Annotated in this window: 22 protein-coding genes; 8 read left to right on the top strand and 14 right to left on the bottom strand. The window is 69.5% G+C overall.

The window, feature by feature from the left end; translation table 11 throughout:
* Positions 1-109 precede the first annotated feature (109 nt).
* On the top strand, positions 110-880 hold the full coding sequence (locus EER34_RS07480; RefSeq protein WP_127473870.1) for a cupin domain-containing protein: 771 nt from the start codon (positions 110-112) through the stop codon (positions 878-880).
* 61 nt (positions 881-941) lie between these two features.
* Here EER34_RS07480 and EER34_RS07475 read toward each other — a convergent pair whose 3' ends face one another.
* A complete protein-coding gene (locus tag EER34_RS07475; protein WP_127473869.1) occupies positions 942-1,391 on the bottom strand; it encodes an SRPBCC domain-containing protein in 450 nt (149 codons plus the stop codon).
* A 58-nt stretch (positions 1,392-1,449) separates the two neighbouring features.
* On the opposite strand from EER34_RS07475, the gene radA reads away from it, so the two are divergent.
* Entirely contained in the window at positions 1,450-2,820 is a 1,371-nt protein-coding gene (radA, locus tag EER34_RS07470; RefSeq protein WP_127473868.1) for a DNA repair protein RadA, read from the top strand.
* A gap of 5 nt (positions 2,821-2,825) precedes the next feature.
* Here radA and EER34_RS07465 read toward each other — a convergent pair whose 3' ends face one another.
* From EER34_RS07465 to EER34_RS07435, 7 genes are all read right to left on the bottom strand, one after another.
* Positions 2,826-3,215, bottom strand: a complete 390-nt coding sequence (locus EER34_RS07465; protein ID WP_127473867.1) for a hypothetical protein — start codon at positions 3,213-3,215, stop codon at positions 2,826-2,828.
* Between the two features lie 134 nt (positions 3,216-3,349).
* Positions 3,350-3,754, bottom strand: a complete 405-nt coding sequence (locus EER34_RS07460) for a dehydrogenase (RefSeq protein WP_127473866.1) — start codon at positions 3,752-3,754, stop codon at positions 3,350-3,352.
* A gap of 160 nt (positions 3,755-3,914) precedes the next feature.
* The gene (locus EER34_RS07455) at positions 3,915-4,616 is read right to left on the bottom strand and encodes a FadR/GntR family transcriptional regulator (RefSeq protein WP_127474332.1); all 702 of its coding nucleotides are present in this window, start codon (positions 4,614-4,616) and stop codon (positions 3,915-3,917) included.
* Positions 4,617-4,758: 142 nt separating this feature from the next.
* Positions 4,759-5,532 (bottom strand): 3-oxoacyl-ACP reductase, encoded by a 774-nt coding sequence (locus EER34_RS07450; protein ID WP_127473865.1) that lies wholly within the window; start codon positions 5,530-5,532, stop codon positions 4,759-4,761.
* Positions 5,533-5,749: 217 nt separating this feature from the next.
* Positions 5,750-7,111 (bottom strand): aldehyde dehydrogenase family protein, encoded by a 1,362-nt coding sequence (locus EER34_RS07445; protein WP_127473864.1) that lies wholly within the window; start codon positions 7,109-7,111, stop codon positions 5,750-5,752.
* Positions 7,108-7,914 carry a gamma-glutamyl-gamma-aminobutyrate hydrolase family protein gene (locus tag EER34_RS07440; protein WP_240642169.1) on the bottom strand — a complete coding sequence of 269 codons (807 nt, stop codon included), beginning with the start codon at positions 7,912-7,914 and terminating at the stop codon, positions 7,108-7,110. The genes EER34_RS07445 and EER34_RS07440 overlap by 4 nt, the downstream gene beginning before the upstream one ends.
* A gap of 13 nt (positions 7,915-7,927) precedes the next feature.
* Positions 7,928-9,283, bottom strand: a complete 1,356-nt coding sequence (locus EER34_RS07435) for a glutamine synthetase family protein (RefSeq protein WP_127473862.1) — start codon at positions 9,281-9,283, stop codon at positions 7,928-7,930.
* Positions 9,284-9,445: 162 nt separating this feature from the next.
* Between EER34_RS07435 and EER34_RS07430 the strand changes: the two genes are divergently transcribed.
* Positions 9,446-10,993 (top strand): amino acid permease, encoded by a 1,548-nt coding sequence (locus EER34_RS07430; protein ID WP_127473861.1) that lies wholly within the window; start codon positions 9,446-9,448, stop codon positions 10,991-10,993.
* Positions 10,994-11,585: 592 nt separating this feature from the next.
* Here EER34_RS07430 and EER34_RS07425 read toward each other — a convergent pair.
* Positions 11,586-12,290, bottom strand: coding sequence for a hypothetical protein (locus EER34_RS07425; protein ID WP_205791401.1), 705 nt, complete (start codon positions 12,288-12,290; stop codon positions 11,586-11,588).
* Between the two features lie 116 nt (positions 12,291-12,406).
* On the opposite strand from EER34_RS07425, the gene EER34_RS07420 reads away from it, so the two are divergent.
* On the top strand, positions 12,407-12,742 hold the full coding sequence (locus EER34_RS07420; RefSeq protein WP_127473860.1) for a TFIIB-type zinc ribbon-containing protein: 336 nt from the start codon (positions 12,407-12,409) through the stop codon (positions 12,740-12,742).
* Between the two features lie 18 nt (positions 12,743-12,760).
* On the opposite strand, the gene EER34_RS07415 is transcribed toward EER34_RS07420, so the two are convergent.
* A complete protein-coding gene (locus EER34_RS07415; RefSeq protein WP_127473859.1) occupies positions 12,761-13,264 on the bottom strand; it encodes an amino-acid N-acetyltransferase in 504 nt (167 codons plus the stop codon).
* 196 nt (positions 13,265-13,460) lie between these two features.
* The gene (locus EER34_RS07410) at positions 13,461-15,986 is read right to left on the bottom strand and encodes an ATP-dependent Clp protease ATP-binding subunit (RefSeq protein ID WP_127473858.1); all 2,526 of its coding nucleotides are present in this window, start codon (positions 15,984-15,986) and stop codon (positions 13,461-13,463) included.
* A gap of 205 nt (positions 15,987-16,191) precedes the next feature.
* On the opposite strand from EER34_RS07410, the gene EER34_RS07405 reads away from it, so the two are divergent.
* From EER34_RS07405 to EER34_RS07390, 4 genes are read left to right on the top strand one after another with little or no spacing between them, the layout of a single operon-like run.
* The gene (locus tag EER34_RS07405; protein WP_127473857.1) at positions 16,192-16,929 is read left to right on the top strand and encodes a hypothetical protein; all 738 of its coding nucleotides are present in this window, start codon (positions 16,192-16,194) and stop codon (positions 16,927-16,929) included.
* A gap of 23 nt (positions 16,930-16,952) precedes the next feature.
* Positions 16,953-17,636, top strand: coding sequence for a hypothetical protein (locus EER34_RS07400; protein WP_127473856.1), 684 nt, complete (start codon positions 16,953-16,955; stop codon positions 17,634-17,636).
* A complete protein-coding gene (locus tag EER34_RS07395) occupies positions 17,636-18,259 on the top strand; it encodes a hypothetical protein (RefSeq protein WP_127473855.1) in 624 nt (207 codons plus the stop codon). Before EER34_RS07400 ends, EER34_RS07395 begins: the two co-directional genes overlap by 1 nt.
* Entirely contained in the window at positions 18,256-18,489 is a 234-nt protein-coding gene (locus EER34_RS07390; RefSeq protein ID WP_127473854.1) for a helix-turn-helix domain-containing protein, read from the top strand. Before EER34_RS07395 ends, EER34_RS07390 begins: the two co-directional genes overlap by 4 nt.
* Positions 18,490-18,923: 434 nt before the next feature.
* Here EER34_RS07390 and EER34_RS07385 read toward each other — a convergent pair whose 3' ends face one another.
* The 3 genes from EER34_RS07385 to cls form a co-directional block, all read right to left on the bottom strand.
* Positions 18,924-19,859, bottom strand: a complete 936-nt coding sequence (locus tag EER34_RS07385; RefSeq protein ID WP_127473853.1) for an endonuclease domain-containing protein — start codon at positions 19,857-19,859, stop codon at positions 18,924-18,926.
* A 313-nt stretch (positions 19,860-20,172) separates the two neighbouring features.
* Positions 20,173-20,916 carry a hypothetical protein gene (locus tag EER34_RS07380; RefSeq protein WP_127473852.1) on the bottom strand — a complete coding sequence of 248 codons (744 nt, stop codon included), beginning with the start codon at positions 20,914-20,916 and terminating at the stop codon, positions 20,173-20,175.
* Between the two features lie 130 nt (positions 20,917-21,046).
* Complete coding sequence (gene cls, locus EER34_RS07375; protein ID WP_127473851.1) at positions 21,047-22,513, bottom strand: cardiolipin synthase; 1,467 nt, start codon at positions 22,511-22,513, stop codon at positions 21,047-21,049.
* Positions 22,514-22,537: the final 24 nt, after the last annotated feature.

Below are 22,537 nucleotides of genomic sequence, written 5' to 3'. Positions count from 1 at the left end.
GAGGCATCCGCTCTTTTGCACGGCGCGACCGCCGCGCGGTCGAACACTCCTGATTAGGCTTGCCTGAGCGACTGCGGCATCCGACCGCGTCCGAGCGGAGGCGGTGCGGATGGGCGAGTACGTCACCGTGCCGATGCTCGGCGAGACGGGCTATGCCGTGCTCGACCGCTACGACCAGTCGGCAGACCCCGCGGAGTGGCTCGACCTCGAGTACACGGCCTGGCGCTCGTCGGGCGTGACGCGCTTCGCGCCCCTCACGAGCTACGCCGGCGAGGTCGAGTGCAACGGCTTCTGGAACCACACGCCGCCGCGCACCGACAAGGACGGCGTCTGGATCCCCGCGCAGGTCGAGAAGGCCCCGGCGCTCGTCCGGCGCGCCCGGGAGCCGGGCGCCGGCGTCGGACGCTGCCGGGTGATCGAGCTGCAGCCGAACGAGTACGCCGACGCGATCTACAACCTGCACCAGGACGACAACAACCGCCTCAATCCCGAGGGCACGGGCTGGGTCGTTCGGGGATTCTTCAATCTCACCGACGACCCCGACTCGCTGCTCATCCTGCGCCGCGACCGATTCGATCCGTCGACCGAGCTGCGGCTGCCGCTCCCCGCGGGCACGCAGATCGTCGTCGACACGCAGCGGTTCTGGCACGCGGTGTGGCACCGGGGCGATGCACCGCGCTACTGCCTCATCACGTCGTGGGAGTCCGGACCCGAGCTCGAGGCGTACATCCGCGCGCAGCACGGCTCGCCGCACGCCCAGAGCGTCGAGCTCGGCGCTGGGTTGATCGAGTCCGCCCAGCACGAGCTGCACCGCCGCCTGGAGGAGCGCAGCCACATGATGGAGGCGCTCGGCGCCGTGCTCGAGGATCCCGAGGCCTGACCGGCTCGGCGGGCCGGGGCATCCGCTCCCCGCTGGGAACAACCGATCGGATGCCGCGTCCTCACTCGACGAGCCGCGCCAGGTTGCGCAGCGACGACGCCAGGCCGACCGCGTGGTCGCCGGGGTCGATGCCGTGCGGAACGCCGGTCGCCTCGATGTCGACGTACGTGCCGCCGTCGCCCTCGGTGAAGGTCCATGTCATCGTCATCGTGCCGGCGTAGGCGGGGTCGTCGGACGGGAAGTCGACCTCCTCCACGAGGCGCTCCGGCGGGTCGACGTCGACGCGGCGCACCTCTGCGATGTCCTCGTCGGCGGACGCCTTGCCCCCGCCGGTCGGAGCCTCGTCGTACCGCAGGACCATGCGGTAGCCCGTCACGGCGTCGAACCGCTCGAACCGCCCGGTCATGCCGTCGGGCGGCAGCCAGAGCAGCATCAGGTCCGGGTCGACGAACGCCCGGAAGACGTCCTCAGGCTCGGCCGCGATGAATCGGGATGCCGCGTCCACGCGCATGCGGTCACCCTACGCCGCGCCTGGGAGGGATGTCGCGACCCCGCCGTACGCTGATCCCATGGCCGCCACCCGACGACCCACGCAGACGGCGCCGTACCGATGCACCGAGTGCGGTTGGACGGCTCTCAAGTGGGTCGGCCGCTGCGGCGAGTGCCAGCAGTGGGGCACCGTGGTGGAGGCATCCGAGCCCACCGGCCTGCTGCGATCGGTCACGCCCGTCGCCCCCGGCGCCGGGCGCCGGGCGCTGCCGATCACGAGCATCGACACGACCGACGCCCCCCGCCGCACGAGCGGGGTGGGCGAGTTCGACCGCGTGCTCGGCGGCGGTGTGGTGCCCGGTGCCGCCATCCTGCTCTCCGGTGAGCCCGGCGTCGGCAAGTCGACCCTGCTGCTCGAGGTCGCGGCGCGTTCTGCGCAGGCAGGTCGACGCGTGCTCTACGCGAGCGCCGAGGAGTCCACCGCCCAGGTGCGGCTGCGGGCCGAGCGCACCGGTGCGCTCCACGACGAGCTCTACCTCGCGAGCGAGACCGACCTGGCGACCATCCTCGGGCACGTCGACGAGGTGCAGCCCGAGCTGCTCATCGTCGACTCGGTGCAGACGGTGGCGTCGTCGCTGTCCGACGGCATGGCGGGGCATCCGTCCCAGGTGCGCGAGGTCGCGTCGACGCTCATCCGCGTCGCGAAAGAGCGCGGGCTGCCCGTGATCATCGTCGGGCACGTGACGAAGGACGGATCGATCGCGGGGCCGCGCATCCTCGAGCACCTGGTCGACGTCGTGTGCCACTTCGAGGGAGACCGGCAGACGTCGCTGCGCTTCGTGCGCGCGCTCAAGAACCGCTTCGGGCCGACAGACGAGGTCGGTTGCTTCGACATGACCGGCGCCGGCATCGCCGAGGTCCCCGATCCGAGCGCGCTGTTCCTCGGCCACGGCTCCCCAGAGCCCGGCACGTGCGTCGCGATCGCCCTCGAGGGCAAGCGGGCGCTTCCCGTCGAGGTGCAGGCCCTGACGATCAAGACGTCGGCCCCCAACCCGCGGCGCATCGTGAACGGCGTCGACTCGGCCCGCGTTGCCATGGTGCTCGCGGTGCTCGAGAAGAAGGCCGGCATCGTCACGAGCGATCAGGACGTCTACGTGTCGACGGTCGGCGGCGTGCGCTTCACCGAACCCGCTGCCGACCTCGCGATCGCGGTCGCCGTCGCCGGGGCCGTCCGCAACGAGGCCTCGCCGAAGACCCTCGCCGCGGTCGGCGAGCTGAGCCTCGCCGGCGAAGTGCGTCCGGTGACGCAGTCGCCGCAGCGCCGCACCGAGGCCGCCCGGCTCGGCTACACCGATCTCATCGACAACCGCTCAGGCACCCTGCGCGGGGCGCTCGACGACGTGCGAGCACGGGTCAAGCCCCGGCGCGGAGACGACATCCCGACGTTCTGAGCGGGTCAGCCCGGATCCGGGGGTGGTGCGGCCGCCCAGAGCGGCAGGTCGGGGCATCCGTCGGGGATGTACCAGCCGGCACCGGAGTAGTCGTTCGCGTCGCCACCGCCGACACCGATGACGTCACCGTCGCCGTAGCGGCCTCCGTACACGAGCTCATCCGTATCGAGTCGCGCGATGCCGATGGGGAAGACGGGGAGGTAGTCGCCGTACTCCGACTCGACCCACGCGCACTCGTCGTCGAGGTGGAGCGTGCCGCTGAGGAGCGCGTCCATATAGGCGTCGACCGGCGGCCGGTACGCGACGGGCCCGCTGCTCGGCAGAGCCGGCGCGCCGCACCCCGGCAGCAGTCCACAGGCTGCCGCAATGCCCAGGGCGGCGAGACGACGACGCATGGCGCGAGCGTAGCGTCGCGATGGCACTGCGGCGGTCACGATCGGGTATCGACCCGGCGCCTCGGGCCGGATGGGTCTGGCCTGACGGACACACCGGACACGACGCCGGCGAAAGCCTCGCGCCGCACGCGGGCTCAGGCGTCGAGCGCGGCGATCAGGTCGGTCGGCGAGGCCTGCAGCGGGTGCGGTCCCGCTATGTCGAAGAACACCGTCGTGATGTCGTCCTCGTGCGTGCTCAGGAAGGCGCGCAGCCACGCGGGGGACTGCAGTGCGACCCCGGGCGGGAGCGTCTCGGGCTTGTGCGCCGCGTCGCTGAAGAGCAGGAGCGCGATCTCGCCCGTGCGCGGGTCGCGATAGGTCCACACCTCGCCGACGTCGAGCGGGTTGTCGCGCTGGCCAGGACGCATGAGCGGCACGACGGTCGGCCCGTGCCGCAGCGCGAATGCGACAGCGGCCATGTCCTGGGTCTGCAGCGCGTCGCCGAGCTGGGTGTTGCGGAACTCGAGCGGTTCCTTCTTCGCGCGCTTCTTCCCGGCCATCAGTCCAGGGTAGACGCCATGTCCGCGTCCCCTGCCCGACGGCCCACGCGGCTATCGGGCGCGAGCGGCGCACGAGACGCCGCCTACCCCGGCGTGTCACTCCACCGAGGCGCCCCGAACCCGCCTGATTGCCGGGGGGTAGGCAGTGCGGGGGATCGTGTCAGGCGAGGAAGCCGCGGAGCAGCGCCTCGGTGCCGGCGAGGTGGTCGAGGACGGCGGCTTCCGCAGCATCCGCTCGCCCTGCGAGGATCGCGGTCACGATGTGCTCGTGCTGGATGTTCGCGTGATCGATGTTGCGCGGCAGCAGCGGGAAGGTGTCGAGCCATGCGTTGACCTGAGCGCGGTTCTCGGCGGCGAGCGCCATGAGCGACGGGATTCCGGCGGCCTCGGTGATCGCGAGGTGCAGCAGGGTGTCGAGCCGGCGGTAGTCGGGCTCGGATGCCGCGGCCACGGCCTCGTACCGCGCCCACAGCTCGTCGCGCTGAGCGGCGTCGAGGGCGCGGGACGCGGCAGCCCGCGCCGCGCCCGCCTCGAGCACGCGACGGAGCCCGAGCACGTCATCGAGCTGGGCAGGGTCGACCTGACCGGGGTCGGGCGGCTGAGGAAGAGGGTCGGCGACGAACGTGCCGCCGTAGCGCCCGCGGCGGCGGACGAGATACCCGGTGTCGGCGAGCTCGCGAATGGCCTCGCGGACGGTGTCGCGACTGACGGCGTAGAGAGCGGCGAGTTCGCGCTCGGCCGGCAGCGATTCCCCCGGCGCGACGACACCGAGGCGGATGGTCTGCACCAGGCGCGCGACGGTGTCTTCGAGGGCGTTCCCCTCGCGCACCGGCCGGTACACGGCCCGGCGCACCTCTCGCATCGGCGTCTCGGTCACGGTGTCACCGTGCCGCATACAGCTGCCGTGTCACAACTCAGGCTGATCTCCCCCGGCCGGGCCCGACACGCCGAGAACTCGGCCGCCGCGCCGCCGCCCAGGCTGAGCTGTGACCCACGTGCACAGCTCACAGCGGTGTCACGTACGCGTTGGTGATGCCGCCGTCGACGACGAACGCCGTCGCGGTGATGAACGACGCGTCGTCCGACGCGAGGAAGGCGACCGACGCGGCCAGTTCCTCGGGCTCGGCGAAGCGTCCCATCGGAACGTGCACGAGCCGGCGCTGCGCGCGCTCGGGGTCCTTGGCGAACAGCTCCTGCAGGAGCGGGGTGTTGACCGGGCCGGGGCAGAGCGCGTTCACGCGGATCCCCTGCCGGGCGAACTGCACGCCGAGCTCACGCGTCATCGCGAGCACGCCGCCCTTCGATGCCGTGTACGAGATCTGCGACGTCGCCGACCCGAGCAGCGCCACGAACGACGCCGTGTTGATGATCGATCCCTTGCCCGCAGGAACCATGTGCCGCAGCGCGGCGCGCGAGCACAGGTACACGCTCTTGAGGTTCACGTCCTGCACGCGGTCCCATGCCGGCAGCTCCGTCGTCTCGATCGAGTCGTCGTCGGCGGGCGAGATCCCGGCGTTGTTGAACGCGATGTCGATGCGCCCGAACTCCTCCGCCACGCCGTCGAAGAGCGCGTCGACGGATGCCTCGTCCGCGACGTTCACGTGCCGGTAGACGCCGCCCACCTCGGCCGCGGCGGCTTCGCCGGTCGTCGCGTCGAGGTCGGCGATCACGACCTCGGCCCCTTCGGCGGCGAAGCGTCGCGCGGTCGCCAGCCCGATGCCGGAGGCGCCGCCGGTGATGATCGCCACCCGGTCCTTGAGCCGCTGCGTCAGATCCATTCCTCGGTTCCCCTCTTCGTCATGTCCCGATTCCCCCGCTTCATGTCCCAGTTCGTCCCGGAATTCGGCCCTCGAACCGGGACGAAGTGGGACACCAGAATGTTCGTCCCGGCACTCGGCCCCCGAACCGGGACGAAGTGGGACACCAAACCGACCCTCCCGGCACTCGGCCCTCGAACCGGGACGAACCGGGACACGATGCCGGAACGGCCGGACATCAGGCATCCGCCGCGAAGTAGACGTTCTTGGTCTCGGTGAAGTGCTCCGCCGCGTCGGGCCCGAGCTCGCGGCCGAGTCCGGAGGCCTTCATGCCGCCGAACGGCGTCCAGTACCGCACCGACGAGTGCGAGTTCACCGACAGCACGCCGCTCTTCACCGCCCGCGCGACGCGGACGGCGCGGCCGAGGTTCTCGGTCCAGATCGAGCCGGCGAGGCCGTAGATCGTGTCGTTGGCGAGTCGGATGCCGTCTGCCTCGTCGTCGAACGGAAGCACCGCCACGACCGGGCCGAAGACCTCCTCCTGTGCGATCCGATCCCCGCGCTCGGCGAGCACCACGGTGGGCGCGAACCAGAAGCCGTCGCCGTCCGGGGCGGTGCCGCGGAAGGCGACGTTCGTCCCCTCGACGAACGAGGCGACCGACGAGCGGTGGGATGCCGAGATCAGCGGGCCCATCTGCGTCGACTCGAGCGACGGGTCGCCGACCCGCCAGTCGCGCACTGCGGGCTCGAGCAGCTCGAGGAAGCGGTCGTACACCGAGCGCTGCACGAGGATGCGGCTGCGGGCGCAGCAGTCCTGTCCGGCGTTGTCGAACACCGCACCCGGAGCCGACGCGGCGGCCAGTTCGAGGTCGGCGTCGTCGAACACGATGTTGGCGCTCTTGCCGCCGAGCTCGAGCGTGACCGGCTTGAGTGTCTGCGCGCACCCGGCCGCGACCGACACGCCGACCTCGGTCGAGCCGGTGAACACCACCTTGCGCACGTCGGGGTGCGTGACGAACCTCTGCCCGACCACGGAGCCCGAGCCGGTCACCACCGCGAACAGGCCCTCGGGCAGTCCTGCCTCGACGGCGAGCTCGCCCAGGCGGATCGCCGTGAGCGGCGTCAGCTCGGCCGGCTTGAGCACAACGGCGTTGCCCGCGGCGAGCGCCGGTGCGAATCCCCACGAGGCGATCGACATGGGGAAGTTCCACGGCACGATGATCCCGACCACGCCGTACGGCTCGTGGAACGTCACGTCGAGCCCGCCGCCGACCGGGATCTGCTGCCCGCTGAGCCGCTCGGGCGCGCCCGCGTAGAAGTTCAGCACCTGGGCGACGTGCGACGCCTCCCACCGGGCGGATTCGATCGGATGCCCCGAATTGAGCACTTCGAGCTGCGCGAGCTCCTCGACGTTGTCCTCGACGACCCGCGCGAACCGCCGGAGCGCGTCGGCGCGCTCGAGCGGTGCGCCCGCGGCCCACGCGCGCTGCGCGACGACTGCGCGGGCGATGGCCTCATCGACCTCGTCGACGTCTGCCCGCGGAACCTCGCGGATCGCGCGTCCGGTGGCCGGGTTGATCAACGTGGCGGAGTCACTCATGCGCGTCCCCCCTCTACGCCGACCGTGTCCCGATTCCTGCCGCCTGAGGCGCCGCCATCCGGCAGAAATCGGGACACGCCTTCGTTGGGGCGGGACGCCGCACGGAAGGCCGCCGCCTCGGCCACCAGTCCGGCGAACAGCCGGCGGTCTTCGGCGTTCTCCTCGGGGTGCCACTGCACCCCGACGAGATACCCGTCGCCGTCGGACTCGAACGCCTGCACCAGACCATCGTCAGTGCGCGCCGTCGCGACGAGCCCGTCGCCCAGTCGATCGACGCCCTGGTGGTGATAGCTGTGGACGTCGAGTGCACCCGGTCCGACCAGGTCCGCGAGCCGCGTTCCCTCGTCGACCAGAACCTCGTTCGTCGCGAAGACGCCCCCGCCGATGCGGTAGCGCTCGGTGCCGAGGTCGTCGGGAAGATGCTGGTGGAGCGTCCCGCCCCGGGCGATGTTGACCAGCTGCAGCCCTCGGCAGATCGCCAGGACCGGCATCCGTCGCTCCTCGGCTCCTCGGAAGAGCGCGAGCTCCCACGCGTCGCGGTCGGGTCGCGCGGGATCGGTGAGCGGATGCCTCTCCGCCCCGTAGAGCTCGGGCTGCACGTCGAGCCCCCCGGTGAGGATGAGACCGTCGAGGCCCTCGAGCACCACAGGAGCCGCGGCATCCGGAGCGGGCTGCGGCGGGAGGAGCACGGCGATGCCGCCCGACGCGGTGACCGCGTCGAAGTACTGCTGCGGAAGGAAGGCCGCGCGCACGTCCCACACGCCCTGCTTCGCCTGCTCGAGGTAGGTCGTCAGGCCGATCACCGGCCGACGCTCGCTAGAGGCGCTCAAAGCCACGCACCCTTTCCCAGTCGGTCACGGCGGCGTCGTAGGCTTCGACCTCGATGCGCGCCTGGTTCAGATAGTGCGCGACCATGTCGTCGCCGAACGCGGCGCGCGCGATCGCCGACTCGTCGAACAGCTGCGCGGCGTCGCGCAGGGTGGTCGGCAGGTGGTCGACTCCGGCGGCATATGCGTTGCCCGTGAGAGGCTCGGGCAACGGCAGCTCGTGCTCGATGCCGTGCAGCCCGCCGGCGATGATGGCCGAGATGGCGAGATACGGGTTGACGTCGCCGCCGGGGACGCGGTTCTCGACGCGCAGTGACGATCCGTGGCCCACGACGCGCAGCGCGCAGGTGCGGTTGTCGACTCCCCAGGCGACCCCGGTCGGCGCGAACGACCCGTTCGCGTAGCGCTTGTACGAGTTGATCGTCGGAGCGTAGAGCAGCGTGAATTCGCGGAGCGTGGCGAGGATGCCGGCGATCCAGTGCTCCATGAGGGGACTGAAGCCGTGGTCGCCGTCGCCGGCCATGACCGCCTCACCGTCGTCGGATCGCAGCGACAGGTGGATGTGACAGCTGTTGCCCTCGCGCTCGTTGAACTTGGCCATGAACGTCAGCGACTTGCCGTACTTGTCGGCGATCGACTTGGCACCGCTCTTGTAGATCGTGTGCTGGTCGGCCGTCTCGAGCACCTCGGCGTAGCGGAACGCGATCTCCTGCTGTCCGAGGTTGCACTCCCCCTTGACGCCCTCCGTGTAGAGGCCGGCTCCGTCCATGCTCAAACGGATGTCGCGCAGCAGCGGCTCCAGGCGGCCGGAGGCGAGAAGGTCGTAGTCGACGTTGTAGTCGGTCGACGGCTTCAGGTCGCGGTAGCCCTTGGCCCAGGCATCCCGGTACGAGTCGTCGAAGACGATGAACTCGAGCTCGGTGCCGGAGTAGGCGACGAGCCCGCGGTCGGCCAGACGGGCGCGCTGACGGCGGAGGATGTCGCGGGGCGACTGCGCGACGGGATCGCCGTTCTCCCACGCGAGGTCGGCCATCACCAACGCGGTGCCCTCGAGCCAGGGAACGCGGCGGAGCGTCGCCGGGTCGCTCAGCAGCATCATGTCGCCGTAGCCCGTGTCCCAGCTCGACATCGCGTACCCGTCGACGGTGTTCATGTCGACGTCGACCGACAGCAGATAGTTGCAGGCCTCCGCGCCGTGCGGGAGCACCTCCTCCTGGAAGAAGCGCGCCGACACCCGCTTGCCCACGAGGCGACCCTGGGCATCGGCGAAGGCGACGACGACCGTATCGATCTCGCCCTCGGCGATCGCTCCGTGCAGATCGGCGACGCTGAGGTTCCCCGGCATGTTCCATCCTCCTGCGTCATGCGGCGAGCGCGGCTCCGATGACCGCGCTCGTTCTCACTGTAACGAGAAATTCTCCTCCAAAGGTAGACACAACCTGCCAATAGGGATCACAATCAGCGCAAGGCGCACCCCCCGCGCCACACCCGAGCGCACGGAGGATCGATGTCACAGTCGAGCGATGGCTCTGCGAAGGTTGCTGGGGCGACCTATACGCGAGCTGGACAGGACTATTTCCAGAAGCGGACGCTGAAGCGTTCAGCCGGCGTGTGGGGGCTGTGGGGCCTCGCCGTCGCCGCAGTCATCTCCGGCGACTTCTCCGGGTGGAACTTCGGCATCGGGTTCGCGGGGTTCGGCGGCATGGTCATCGCCTTCGCGATCCTGGTGGTCATGTACTACGGCATGATCTTCTCGATCGGCGAGATGGCGGCGGCGATGCCCCACACGGGCGGTGCGTATTCGTTCGCCCGCTCCGCGATGGGCCCCTGGGGCGGACTGATCACCGGTGCCGCCGAAACGATCGAGTACGTGGCCACCACCGCGGTCATCGTCTTCTTCTCGGCTCAATACGCCGACTTCATCACCGCCAACCTGCTCGGATTCTCACTGCCCTTCTGGGTGTGGTGGATCATCCTCTACCTCGTGTTCATCGCGCTGAACGCGGCAGGGGCTGCGATCTCCTTCACGTTCGCGATCGTCGTCTCGATCATCTCGATCGGCATCATCCTGGTCTTCTCGGCAATGGCCGTCTTCTCGGGCGCATTCTCCTGGGATGCGCTGTGGGACATCCCCGCCGACGAGGGACAGTCGGCCTTCCTGCCGCACGGCGTCTTCCCGATCCTCTTCGCGCTGCCGTTCGCGATGTGGTTCTTCCTCGGCATCGAGGAGCTCCCGCTGGCGGCCGAAGAGTCGCACGACCCCGTGCGCGACATCCCCCGGGCGGGCCTCTGGGCCCGCGGAACGCTCATCGTGACGGGCCTGCTCGTGCTGGTGCTCAACACCGGGGTCATCGGAGCCGCAGCGACCGGACTCTCACTCGAGCCCCTGCTCGACGGCTTCCGCGCGATCGTCGGCGACGGCGCGGCCGCTGTGCTCGCCCTCTTCGCCCTGGTGGGCCTGCTCGCCTCGCTGCAGGGGATCATGTTCGCCTACGGCCGCAACATGTACTCGCTGTCTCGCGCCGGCTACTACCCCAAGTTCCTCTCGCTCACCGGCAAGCGTCAGACGCCATGGGTCGCCCTGGTCGTGGGCGCGGTGGTCGGGTTCGCCGCTCTCGTGCTCATCGACGTGGTGACGGCTCTCAACGAGGGCGCGGGTGCCGTCGCCGGAGCCGTCGTGCTCAATATCGCGGTGTGGGGAGCGGTGCTCGCCTACCTCCTGCAGATGATCTCGTTCGTCATCCTCCGCAGGAAGTTCCCCGATGCCAAGCGGCCGTATCTCAGCCCCTGGGGTGTCCCCGGCGCCGTCATCGCCGCCGTGATCGCGGCGCTCATCTTCGTCGGATTCCTGCTGAACCCGACGTTCCTGCCGGCGATCGTCGCCATCGGGGTCGTGTACGTCGTCATCCTGGCCGGATTCGCGCTTTTCTTCCGGCACCGACTGGTGCTCTCGCCGGAGGAGGAGTACGCGCTCTCCGGCGGCACTCACGGTGACCCGCAGGCCGAGGGGTACGACGCGATGGAGACCGAGGTGTTCGGCAGCGACAAGCCCTAGCAAGGGGGATGAGCGGGGTCGGAGTGGTCCGGGGGGACGCTCCGACCCCGCACTTACGCGAGGATCAGGGCGTCAGGCAGGAAAAAGCCAAGCGGCCCCCCCGCGCCGCCCGCCGAGGCGGTGGCTCGAGAGGGCCTACTGCTCGCCGGCGGCTCGTCTGCTCGTTGGGGGTCGAGTCTGCTGCTGGGGGACAGCGTCGAGCCGGGTCCACGGGAGCTAGCCTTCAGGCTACGCCTGGCGTGTCGCAGGGTCTGTCCCCCAATTGGGGGACAGATTTTGGCCCAAACGCGACGATTCCACGGGATTTGTCCACCAAAGTGGGGACAGACAAGGTCCAACCAATCCACGTAACCTGGTACACGAGGTGTCCCCAGCACCTCCGAGAGCAGTGTCCCCAGCACTCTCTCTTCATTGTCGAGTATCGCGCGCCATGGGGTGTGCTCGAATTGCTCGACGATGGCAGGCCCCCGGGAGTCCCCAACCCCGGGGGCCTTTTCTGTTCCCGTGCAGCTGTCGGCGGCCGGCGCCGCGAGTGTCCATCGCTCCGCGCGAATGTTCCCCGCGGGTGCTCCCCCACGCGCGCTGCGGATCGTCAGTAGAGCAGGAACTGAGCCGTGTCGGTCGAGGCGACGCCGCCGATCTCGACGGCGAGATGGTACGACGATCCCCCGCCCGGCGCACGCGGGCGCGTGTCGTCGTCGCATGTGCCGACAGCCGAGCGCGTGCGGTCCCAGGTGAGCGGCGCCGAACTCGTGACGGTCTGACCCGCGGTGAGGAGCACGATCATGTCGCTGGGCTCGCTCTGGCAGTCGGTCGATCGCCACCAGGTGTCGCTCCCGCTGGTCACGGTGAAGGCCTGACCGCTCGTGCCGACGTTGAACGTGCAATCCGTCGAGCCGGTGTTGGTCAGGCGGATGGAGAACGCCGGGGACTGGTCGGCGGAGTACGAGTCCTGGGTCGTGATCGCCTCGACGTCGATGTCGGTGGCGACGCAGGGTTCGGCTGACGGCGTGCCCGACGGAGACGGGCGGGGCGACGCGGTCGCGGCGCCGTCTTCCGACTCGGCGGTGGCGCTCGGCGTCGGCTCGGAGGACGGGACGGGGAGCGAACCGGAGCCGCTCGGGGTCTGACTCGTCTGAGGATCCGCAGCGCCCTCGTTCGCCGAACCGCTCCAGGGCTGCGCCACCAGGAGCCACACGACCCCGGCCACGATCGCGAGGATCGCCAGCAGCAGCACGAGCCGGCGGCGTCGGTACACCGCCGGGGAGTGCCGTCTGCGCGGGGGCTGGCCGGTCATGAGACCAGGGTAGGCGGCGGCATCCCTCCCACCGGGTCGGCGCGCCCGCGCCGGGCGTTCACAGCCGACACCGGGAATGCGGTCGATAGGGTCGACGAGACTCCCAGGAGGACCCCATGAAGTGCCCCACCGACGGTTCCGTGCTCGTGATGAGCGAGCGCTCGGGCGTGGAGATCGACTACTGCCCCACGTGTCGCGGCGTCTGGCTCGACCGAGGCGAGCTCGACAAGATCCTCGAGCGCGCGGCTCGCGAGTCCGGCCCGGCGGCGCCCGCCGCTGCGCCGTCGTACGGCGCGCAGCCCGGCTACGCGCCGACCGACCAGCGCTTCGCTCCGCCGGCGCAGGACCCGTACGGGCAGCAGTACGACCCGCGGTACGGGCAGCAGGGGTACGACCAGGGTCACAACCGCCGCAAGAAGAAGGAGCACTGGCTCAGCGACCTGTTCGACTGAGTCGGCGCGGCATCCGCTCTACAGGTCCTTGATCATCCTCGTGTTGCCCAGCGTGTTGGGCTTCACGTGGGCGAGGTCGAGGAACTCGGCGACACCCTCGTCGGGTGAGCGGATGAGCTGCGAATAGACGTCGGGATCGACCACCTGCTCGCCGATCGGCGAGAAGCCGCGGCGGGTGAAGAAGTCGACCTCGAACGTGAGGCAGAACAGACGCGTCAGCCCGAGCGTCCGCGCCTGGGACTCGAGCGCTTCCACGATCGCGCGCCCGACTCCGTGGTGCAGCCACTCGTCGACGACGATCAGCGTGCGGATCTCGCCGAGGTCCTCCCACATGACGTGGAGGGCGCCGCAGCCGACGAGGTTGCCGTCGGGATCTTCGGCGACGACGAACTGCTGGGTGGCCTCGTAGAGCACGACCAGGTCCTTGCCGAGCAGGATGCGGCGCTGGACGAACGGCTCGAGGATCGCCTGGATGCCGCGCACGTCGCGCGTGCGCGCCGGCCGCACCATGATCTCGCTCATCCATCAAGCGTAGAGCCCGACCCGGCTTGTCAAAGCGGCGGGCGGAATTCTCGCCGCAGCGCCTGCCGCGATCGTTCTCGGGCGATATGTCCCGCCGCTTTCACCGGGCTCGCCCATGCGCGGTGGGAGACGACGAAGAGCGGATGCCGGGGCATCCGCTCTTCGCTCTGTCAGGGGCCGGTACGGCCCGCTGAGGTCAGTCCGACGTGATCGCCAGGTCGGGCGTCGCGGCGATCTCGCCGTTGTGCACGACGCCGACGGCGACCTTGTCGCCCCGAGGCCCGTTCTCGAAGATGAACTCGCCGTTCTCGGCGTCGACCTTCACGTGGTCGCCGGAGTTCAGCTCGCCGTGGAGGATCTTCTCGGAGAGGCGGTCCTCCACCTCGCGCTGCATGGCGCGGCGGAGCGGACGGGCACCGAGGGCGGGGTCGAACCCGATCTCGATGAGACGCTCCTTCGCTGACTGCGACAGCTCGATCGTCATGTCGCGGTCGAGCAGGCGGGTGCCGAGGCGCTTGGTGAACAGGTCCACGATCTGGATCAGCTCGGGCTTCGACAGCTGCGGGAAGACGATGATGTCGTCGACGCGGTTGAGGAACTCGGGCTTGAAGTGCCGCTTGAGCTCTTCCTGCACCTTGCCCTTCATGCGGTCGTACGACGTCGCGGTGTCGCCCTCGACCTGGAACCCGACCGGGCCGCCCGCGATGTCGCGCGCGCCCAGGTTGGTGGTCATGATGATGACCGTGTTCTTGAAGTCGACCACTCGGCCCTGACCGTCGGTCAGACGACCCTCTTCGAGGATCTGCAGGAGCGAGTTGAAGATGTCGGGGTGCGCCTTCTCGATCTCGTCGAAGAGCACGACCGAGAACGGCTTGCGGCGCACCTTCTCGGTGAGCTGACCGCCCTCTTCGAATCCGACGAATCCGGGAGGGGCGCCGAACAGACGCGAGACGGTGTGCTTCTCTCCGAACTCCGACATGTCGAGCGAGATCAGCGCTGCCTCGTCGTCGAAGAGGAACTCCGCGAGGGCCTTGGCGAGCTCGGTCTTTCCGACGCCCGTGGGGCCGGCGAAGATGAACGAGCCCGACGGGCGCTTCGGGTCCTTGAGCCCCGCGCGCTGACGGCGGATCGTCTTCGAGAGGGCGGCGATCGCCTCCTCCTGGCCGATGACACGCTGGTGCAGCGCCTTCTCCATGAAGACGAGGCGGCTCGACTCCTCCTCGGTGAGCTTGAACACCGGGATGCCGGTGGCCTGCGCGAGCACCTCGGCGATCAGACCCTCGTCGACGACCGCGTGCGACGCGACGTCCCCCGAGCGCCACTGCTTCTCGAGGCGCAGGCGCTCCGCGAGGAGCGACTTCTCCTCGTCGCGGAGCGAGGCGGCCTTCTCGAAGTCCTGCTCCTCGGAGGCGACTTCCTTCTGCTCGCGCACGTTGGCGATCTTCTCGTCGAACTCGCGCAGCTCGGGCGGCGACGACAGGATCGACAGACGCAGGCGGGCGCCGGCCTCGTCGATCAGGTCGATGGCCTTGTCGGGGAGGAACCGGTCCGAGATGTAGCGGTCGGCGAGATTCGCGGCGGCGACGATCGCGCCGTCGGTGATCTGCACCTTGTGGTGCGCCTCGTAGCGGTCGCGCAGCCCCTTGAGGATGTTGATCGCGTGGGGCAGGCTCGGCTCGGCCACCTGGATCGGCTGGAAGCGGCGCTCGAGCGCGGCATCCTTCTCGAAGTGCTTGCGGTACTCGTCGAGCGTGGTCGCGCCGATCGTCTGGAGCTCGCCACGCGCGAGAAGGGGCTTGAGGATCGACGCGGCGTCGATCGCGCCCTCGGCGGCACCGGCACCCACGAGGGTGTGGATCTCGTCGATGAAGACGATGATGTCGCCGCGCGTGCGGATCTCCTTGGTGACCTTCTTGAGGCGCTCCTCGAAGTCACCGCGGTAGCGGGATCCGGCGATGAGCGAGCCGAGGTCGAGGGAGTAGACCTGCTTGTCCTTCAGCGTCTCGGGCACGTCGTTCTTCACGATCGCCTGAGCGAGACCCTCGACGACGGCGGTCTTGCCGACGCCGGGCTCGCCGATGAGGACGGGGTTGTTCTTCGAGCGGCGCGAGAGGATCTGCATGACCCGCTCGATCTCCTTCTCGCGCCCGATGACGGGGTCGAGCTTGTTGTCGCGCGCGGCCTGGGTGAGGTTGCGGCCGAACTGGTCGAGCACGGCCGACCCGCCCTGCGCGGCTTGCTGACCCTCGTGCGCGGCGCCGCTGACGGCGGCCGGCTCCTTGCCCTGGTAGCCCGAGAGCAGCTGGATGACCTGCTGGCGCACCTTGTTGAGGTCGGCGCCGAGCTTCACGAGCACCTGGGCGGCGACTCCCTCGCCCTCGCGGATGAGGCCGAGCAGGATGTGCTCGGTGCCGATGTAGTTGTGGCCCAGCTGCAGCGCTTCGCGAAGCGACAGCTCGAGCACCTTCTTGGCGCGCGGGGTGAACGGGATGTGCCCGGTCGGCTGCTGCTGGCCCTGGCCGATGATGTCCTGGACCTGCTCGCGCACGGCGTCGAGCGAGATGCCGAGGGATTCGAGCGCCTTGGCGGCGACCCCCTCGCCCTCGTGGATCAGCCCGAGCAGGATGTGCTCGGTGCCGATGTAGTTGTGGTTGAGCATCTTCGCCTCTTCTTGGGCGAGGACGACCACACGACGGGCACGGTCGGTGAATCTCTCGAACATCTTCAACTCCTTCGGGGCATCGAGGGTCTGCCGAGCCCTTCGCGCCTTAGAACGAGGGTAACGAGCGGGCGGATGCCGCATGCCGTTGTTCGCCAGGGGCATAGCGCAGCGGATGCCTTGACGCCGGCCGGCGGGGAGCATATCGTTTTTCGATAATAACGACTATCGATATGGAGCACGTGCGTCAGATGATCAGGACCGTTTCATGAGCATGGGCTGGCCGGACCTGCCGGGAGCGCTGCTGCTCATCGCCGGCGGGCTGCTTGCTGCCGCCGCGTTCATCGGCTTCGTGGCGTGGGACGCCCGTCGGCGCAAGAGCCCCGCGGTGGTCATCGATGTGGCCGGGGCCATCGCGCGCATCTGGGTCGCATTCACCGCGCTGCACCTCGTCATCACCTCCTGGAGATGGATGAGCCCCGGTGACACGTGGATCCCCGACGTTCCGGTCGTGGCTGATCTCCTCGACACGCGGACCTGCGGAGACATCACTTCTGTGGATGCCGCAGCGACGACGCTGGTGTGCGGCTACTTCCACAGCGCCGACGTCACTGTGGCAGGGCTCGACCTCGGCATCCGCGCCCTCCTCGCCGCATCCGACCTGCTGACCCTGGTCGCAATCGGCGTGCCCGGGCTGATCCTCGCGATCGCCTGCAGCCAGGCGCTGAAGGGCGTCCCGTTCGCGCGAGTCGTGACCCGCTGGCTGTTCGTAGGTGCTGTGGCGGTTCTCATGGCCGGACTCGGGGCAGAACTGCTCGGCAGCCTCGGGCGCACCATCCTGGCGAATGAGCTCTTCCCGGTGCCGGGCGAACACGTCACGACAGCGGGGGTCTATCAGGTGAGCGTGTCGTTCTGGCCGATCGGCGCCGCCTTCGCCCTCGGCGCGCTGGGCGCGATCTTCCGGCATGGCGAGCGCCTGCAGCGAGAAGCGGACCTGCTCGTATGACCGGCGAAGATGAAGCACCCGAGGTGGCCACTCAGACCTCTCCCGCGGTCCCGTTCGCCGTGCGCGCCGTGCCCGCGGTTGCGTGGGTGCTCTCGGCCCTGTTCACCGCGACGGCCCTGTTCCACGTGGGGTCGATCTGGTTCGCGCCGGCGGCGAACTACGAGGTGTCGGTCGCGCCGTACATGCCCGTCATGCTCCCCAACCTCGATGTGTTCGGCATCCATCCAGATTCCGTCGTGGGCGGCGGTCTCACGTCGGGAACGATGTTGATCGAAGGAGCCGATCCGGAGACCCGGATCTACGCGACACTGGCGACTATCGCGGTCACCGCGCTCTTCGTCGCCGTCGCCCTCACCATCGCGAGGCTCGCGAACTCGCTGCGACGCGAAGGCGGCGTGACCCCGATGCTGGCGCAATCCTTCGGGACGCTCTCCGTCGCGGTCTTGGTGCTCGGTGTGCTCTGGCAGTGGTGGGCGCAGGCCGCCGCATACCACGCGGGTTTCTTCGTCTTCGGGGCGTCCGGCGTGTCCGGCGACTACCCTGCGGTCGGCGAACCGAGCACGGAGGTCACCTTCGCGTGGCCGGATGCCGAGTTCGCCCTGACCATCGACCTCTGGCCCGTCTGGGCCGCCCTGGCGCTCGGCGCCGTCGCGGCCGTGATCTCCTTCGCCGAGCGCCTTCAGGATGAGACGAAAGGACTGGTGTGATGACCGCTTCGCAGCCGACCCGGCGCGCGATCTCCCGTTCGGACGCCGCGGCGATGATCTTCTTCATGCTGGCGGGCATCGCGATCGCGGTGGGAAGCATCGTCGCCGCGTGGATCCGCATCGCAGAGGTGCTCCCCGGCACCGATGTCCCTGTGCTGGCCGAGTTCGCCGGGACCGTGGCGGACGCCCCGATCGGACCCGGCGGCGCGCTCGTCCCCGTCCAGCTGAGCACCGCCTACATCACCGCGCCGCAGCTGCCCGCGGCATCCGTCGCGGCGCTCGTCGCGCAGCCGCTGGTCGCCGCGCTCGCCGTCGTGGTCGTCGTGGCGTGTCTGCTGCGCCTGACCTGGAACATGCTGCGCGGGCGGATCTTCGGCCGGGTCAACACCGTGCTCGTGACGACCGCGGGAATGACGGGACTCGTCGCCTACGCCGTCGTGCCCGGTCTGGGCAACATGGGGGCGAACGGCGCCTTCGCGCAGATCTCCGACAGCACCTTCGCGAACGTGGTCGGCACGGTCGACGTGTCCGGCCTCTTTCTCATCGCGTTCGCCGCGGCGACCGCGACCCTGGTCTTCACCGTCGGCGACCGCCTGCGGCGCGACACCGAAGGGCTCGTATGAGTCCTGCCGAAGACGAGGGCCCGAGCGGGGTCCACTGCCGGCTCGACGAACTGCTCGAGGAGCGCGACATGACCCTGACACGCCTGTCGGAGCTCGTCGGCGTCTCGGTGGTGAACCTGTCGATCCTCAAGAACGACCGGGCACGCGCCATCCGCTATTCGACGCTCTCGGCGATCTGCCGCGCGCTCGAATGCGAGATCGGCGACCTGCTGGTCCGCGCCGACGCGTAGCCCGCGCACCTCTCGCGCCTACTCGTGCCATCTCGCCCCGCGCGCCTTCTCGCGCCTTCTCGCACCCTTCTCGCGCCCTCTCGCGCCCCGGGCCCCTCGTTCAACCGCGCCGAGTTGCGGACCTTGGCCCCGCCACCCACCGCATGGCGCGGTTCGACATGCTTGAGCTCCGCTCGACCGCGCCGTTCGGCGCTGGCCGGGCCGCGGGGAACGCCGTTCGGCGCGGTCGAGGTCGCGCGAGGGCATCGCGAGGGCGGGCGAGGTCGTGGCTCGGGCGACGAGGGAGGGCCTCGGGCGAGGAGGGGCTCGGGCGAGGAGGGGCTGGGGCTTGGGCTGGGGCTGGGAAGGGCTCAGGCAAAGGGGCTGGGGATGGGGCTCGGTGGGCGGGGCTGGGGATGGGGCTCGGGCGAGGAGGGGCTGTGGCTGGGGGCGGGTCAGCGCTGGGCCGACAGGATCGCGCGGCGGACACGGTCGATCATGGGGCCGGGCTCCTCGAACACGTCGCGCTTGGTCACCCGGATCACGCGCCAGCCGGCTTCGATCAGCCGCTCCGTGCGCGCGATGTCGCGGTGCCATTGCTCGGAGTCGGTGAGGTGGTGCTCGCCTTCGTACTCGATCGCAATGCGCAGGTCGGGAAGCGCGAGGTCGACGCGTGCGAGCCACCTGCCGTTCACGATCACTTCGTGGTTCACGGAGGTCGGCGGCAGGCCCGCGTCGATCAACAGGAGCCTGAGCCAGGTCTCCGGTCGAGATGCAGAACGGTCGCACACGAGGGGCAGCGCTGCCCGTAGTCGAGCGATCCCCACGCGACGACCGGCCGCCAGCGCTGCCTGGAGCTGCTCGACGGTCGTCAACGCGCGCGCGTCGCTCTCGTGGATCGGAGCGCGTACGGCCGCGTCCGCCACCGCGACGAGGTCGTAGAGCTGCAGGTCACCCGCCAGCATCGCCCATGTGGAAGCCGGCGTCGTCACTCGCACACCGAGAGTCGGATGCCGGACGACGTGAGCGTGCCCGGGCTTCACCGAATGACCGTTCGTCCGAGGCCCTGCGGCGTTCCGGCGCGGCGCGAAGACGCCGACGTCGAGCGGCCGACCCACGAGCATGCGAACAGGAAGCGGGAGGCCCCAGATGACTGCGGCCGCGACGTGCGTGAAGAACTCGTGCTCGGTCATCCGCACGGCGTACTGGCCCACGCGGTGGAGCAGCAGCCGCTCGGGGCCCCTCGGGGCGTCACCGGCCCGCACGGCCCGCACGCCGTGGAACGGCCGCTCGAGATCACGGCCCCGCAGCCGAGACGGCGTCACGCCGGCAAGAAGGGCCGCCGCAGTCGAGAAGCTCGCGCCGAGCTGGGCTGGGATCGGCTGCGGCACACCCTCAGCGTGCCCCGCGCCGAGGCATCCCTCCCGTTGTCCACAGCCCTCGCTCGCTCGCCTCACGTCCACTCCTGGTGTGGAGGAAGGCCACGCACGCTCACCCGCGGCAAAGCGATTGTGCCCGCCGGCGACCCGTGCAACTCGCCGCGGTTGAGCCCGTCCGGTTCACCCCCACACGCCCGCAGACGGGGACAACCCAGGCTCAACCGCGCCAAAGGACCCGCAGCGCGCCGACGACTCGGCGCGGTCGGCCAGCGAGCCCACGCGGACCGACGGGATGCCTCGGCCGAGGCATCCCGTCGGTCGTGCGTCAGTTGGGGTAGATCGGGATCCGGACGTTGTCGAACTCGGCGCCGGTGAGGATGGCGAAGATCTCGGCGTCCTCATCCTCGACCTCGAGCACCGACGTGACCACGGCGCGCGGGGCCATGTCCATCGTGCAGACCTGATCCTCGGGCGGCGTGACGAACGTGACGGTGATCTCGGTGGCGCTGGTGGCCTCGGTGTTCTCGATGACCGGGGCGCACGACGACGAGCCCCACGAGAGGACGACGAACTGTCCGTCCACGTCGGTCCAGCCGGCTGAGGGCAGGTAGTCGGTCTCGCCGCCGCCGGTGAGGCCGGGCACGCCTTCGAGATCGGTGTCGCCACTCCAGCCGTCGCCGGTCACCTCGATCTCGAGGTCCTGCGTGGGGTCGACGCCCTCCGGGACGCCGACGAGCGTGACGCGCGGCACGAGATCCATCGTGCATGCGCTGTCGTCTTCGGGGTCGACCAGCGTCACGCTCAGCACCGAGCCGTCGACAGTCGCCTCCTCGGCGGTGGGGATGCAGGTGGAGCTGCCCTGGGTGACGATGCCGATCATGCGCCCACCGTCGAGCCAGGCCGCACCGACCTCCTGGTCGGCGGCGCCGTCGTCGTTGCCGTCGTCGCTCGACGTGGTGGGAGCGGTGGACGGGCTACCGCCGGAGCCGGTGGCGCAGGCGGTGAGAACGCCGGTGAGGAGCGCGGCGATGCCGAGTCCTGCGAGCAGAGTGCGAGTGCGAGGGGTCATGCGAGAACCTTCCTGGACCGAGCGGGATGCCCAGGCCGGAGGCATCCGTCAGCACTATGGTGTCGCAACCGGCCCGAGAATCTCAGGGAGGTCGGTAACGCACAGGTCACAATCACCCGGTGCGGGTGAGCTACTGCAGCGCGGATGTGAGCCGAGCGAGGTTGTCGAGAACCGTCGATCGCAGCGGCTGCTTCTCCCACTCGTCGAGGGTGAGCTCGCGGCTGAGGTCTCGGTAGCCGTCTTCGATCGCGCGCATCTCGCGGATGAACTCCTCGCCGCGCACGAGCATGGAGATCTCCATGTTGAGACCGAAGGAGCGCATGTCCATGTTGCTCGACCCGACGATGGCGACCTCGTCGTCGATCGTCATCGACTTCGAGTGAAGGATGTACGGCCGCTGGTACATCCAGATCTTCACCCCGGCGCGCAGCAGCGCCTCGTAGTAGCTGCGCTGGGCGTGGTAGACGAGTGCCTGATCGCCTTCCTCGGACACGAACAGCTCGACGTGGATCCCCCGCTGGCACGCCGTCGTGATGGCGAGCAGCAGTGCCTCGTCGGGCACGAAGTAGGGGCTGACGACGATGATCTTGTTCTGCGCCGCGTACAGCAGGCCGGCGAACAGCTTGAGGTTGTTCTGGAACTCGAAACCGGGGCCGGACGGCACGATCTGGCAGTCGAGATCGCCCGGCCCGGAGGTGACGTCGAACAGGTCGATCTCATCCGTGAGGATCTCGTCGGTCTCGCTGTACCAGTCCGACAGGAAGACCGCGTTGACGGATGCCACGACCGGGCCTTCGATGCGCACCATGAGGTCGACCCAGTGAAGGCCGCGCTTGATGTTCTTCTTCAGGTTGTACGTCGAGTCGGTCACGTTCTGCGATCCGGTGAACGCGACGCGGCCGTCGATCACCAGGAGCTTGCGGTGGTTGCGCAGGTCGGGGCGCTGGTACTTGCCCTTGAGCGGCTGCACCGGGAGCATCAGGTGCCATTCGGCGCCCATCGCGTCGAGGCGCTTGAGGGTGGTCTTGTAGTACGGCTTGCCGCGGTTGGCCCAGTGGTCGAGGAGGACCCGCACCGCCACGCCCCTGCCACACGCCTCTTCGAGGGCGCGGAACAGGTTGTCGGTCGAGGCATCCGCTTGGAAGATGTAGAACTCGATGTGGACGTAGCGCTTCGCGGCGCGGATGGCGTCGGCCATGGCGTCCAGGCTCTCCTGGTAGTCGCCGATGATGTGCGCCGCGTTGTCGCCGGCGAGCGGCATCGCGCCGAGGTTGCGGTTGAGCGTCACGAGCGATGTGAACCACGCAGGTGCGTGCGGGCGGAGCGTGCCGAAGTCGAGCGATGCGCTCGTGTCGTGGATGTAGTCGTTGATGCGCTCCTGCTTGCGCCGGCGTTTGCGGGGAAGTCGCGGGTTGCCGATCAGCAGGAAGAGGAACACGCCGACGATCGGGATGAAGTAGATCGCCAGCAGCCATGCCATGGCCGCGGTCGGCCGCCGATTGCGGGGCACGATGATGATCGCCGCGATGCGGATGATCGTGTCGGTGATGAAGACGAGCACCAGCCACCACGTCGGATCGAACGTGACGGTGATCACCTGTGCTCCTCGCGCTCCCCGGAC

This window comes from Microbacterium sulfonylureivorans, from assembly GCF_003999995.1.
GTDB classification, from domain to species: Bacteria; Actinomycetota; Actinomycetes; order Actinomycetales; family Microbacteriaceae; genus Microbacterium; species Microbacterium sulfonylureivorans.
Note: the sequence above shows the minus strand (reverse complement) of the source record. Positions and strands in the feature narration are given on the sequence as shown.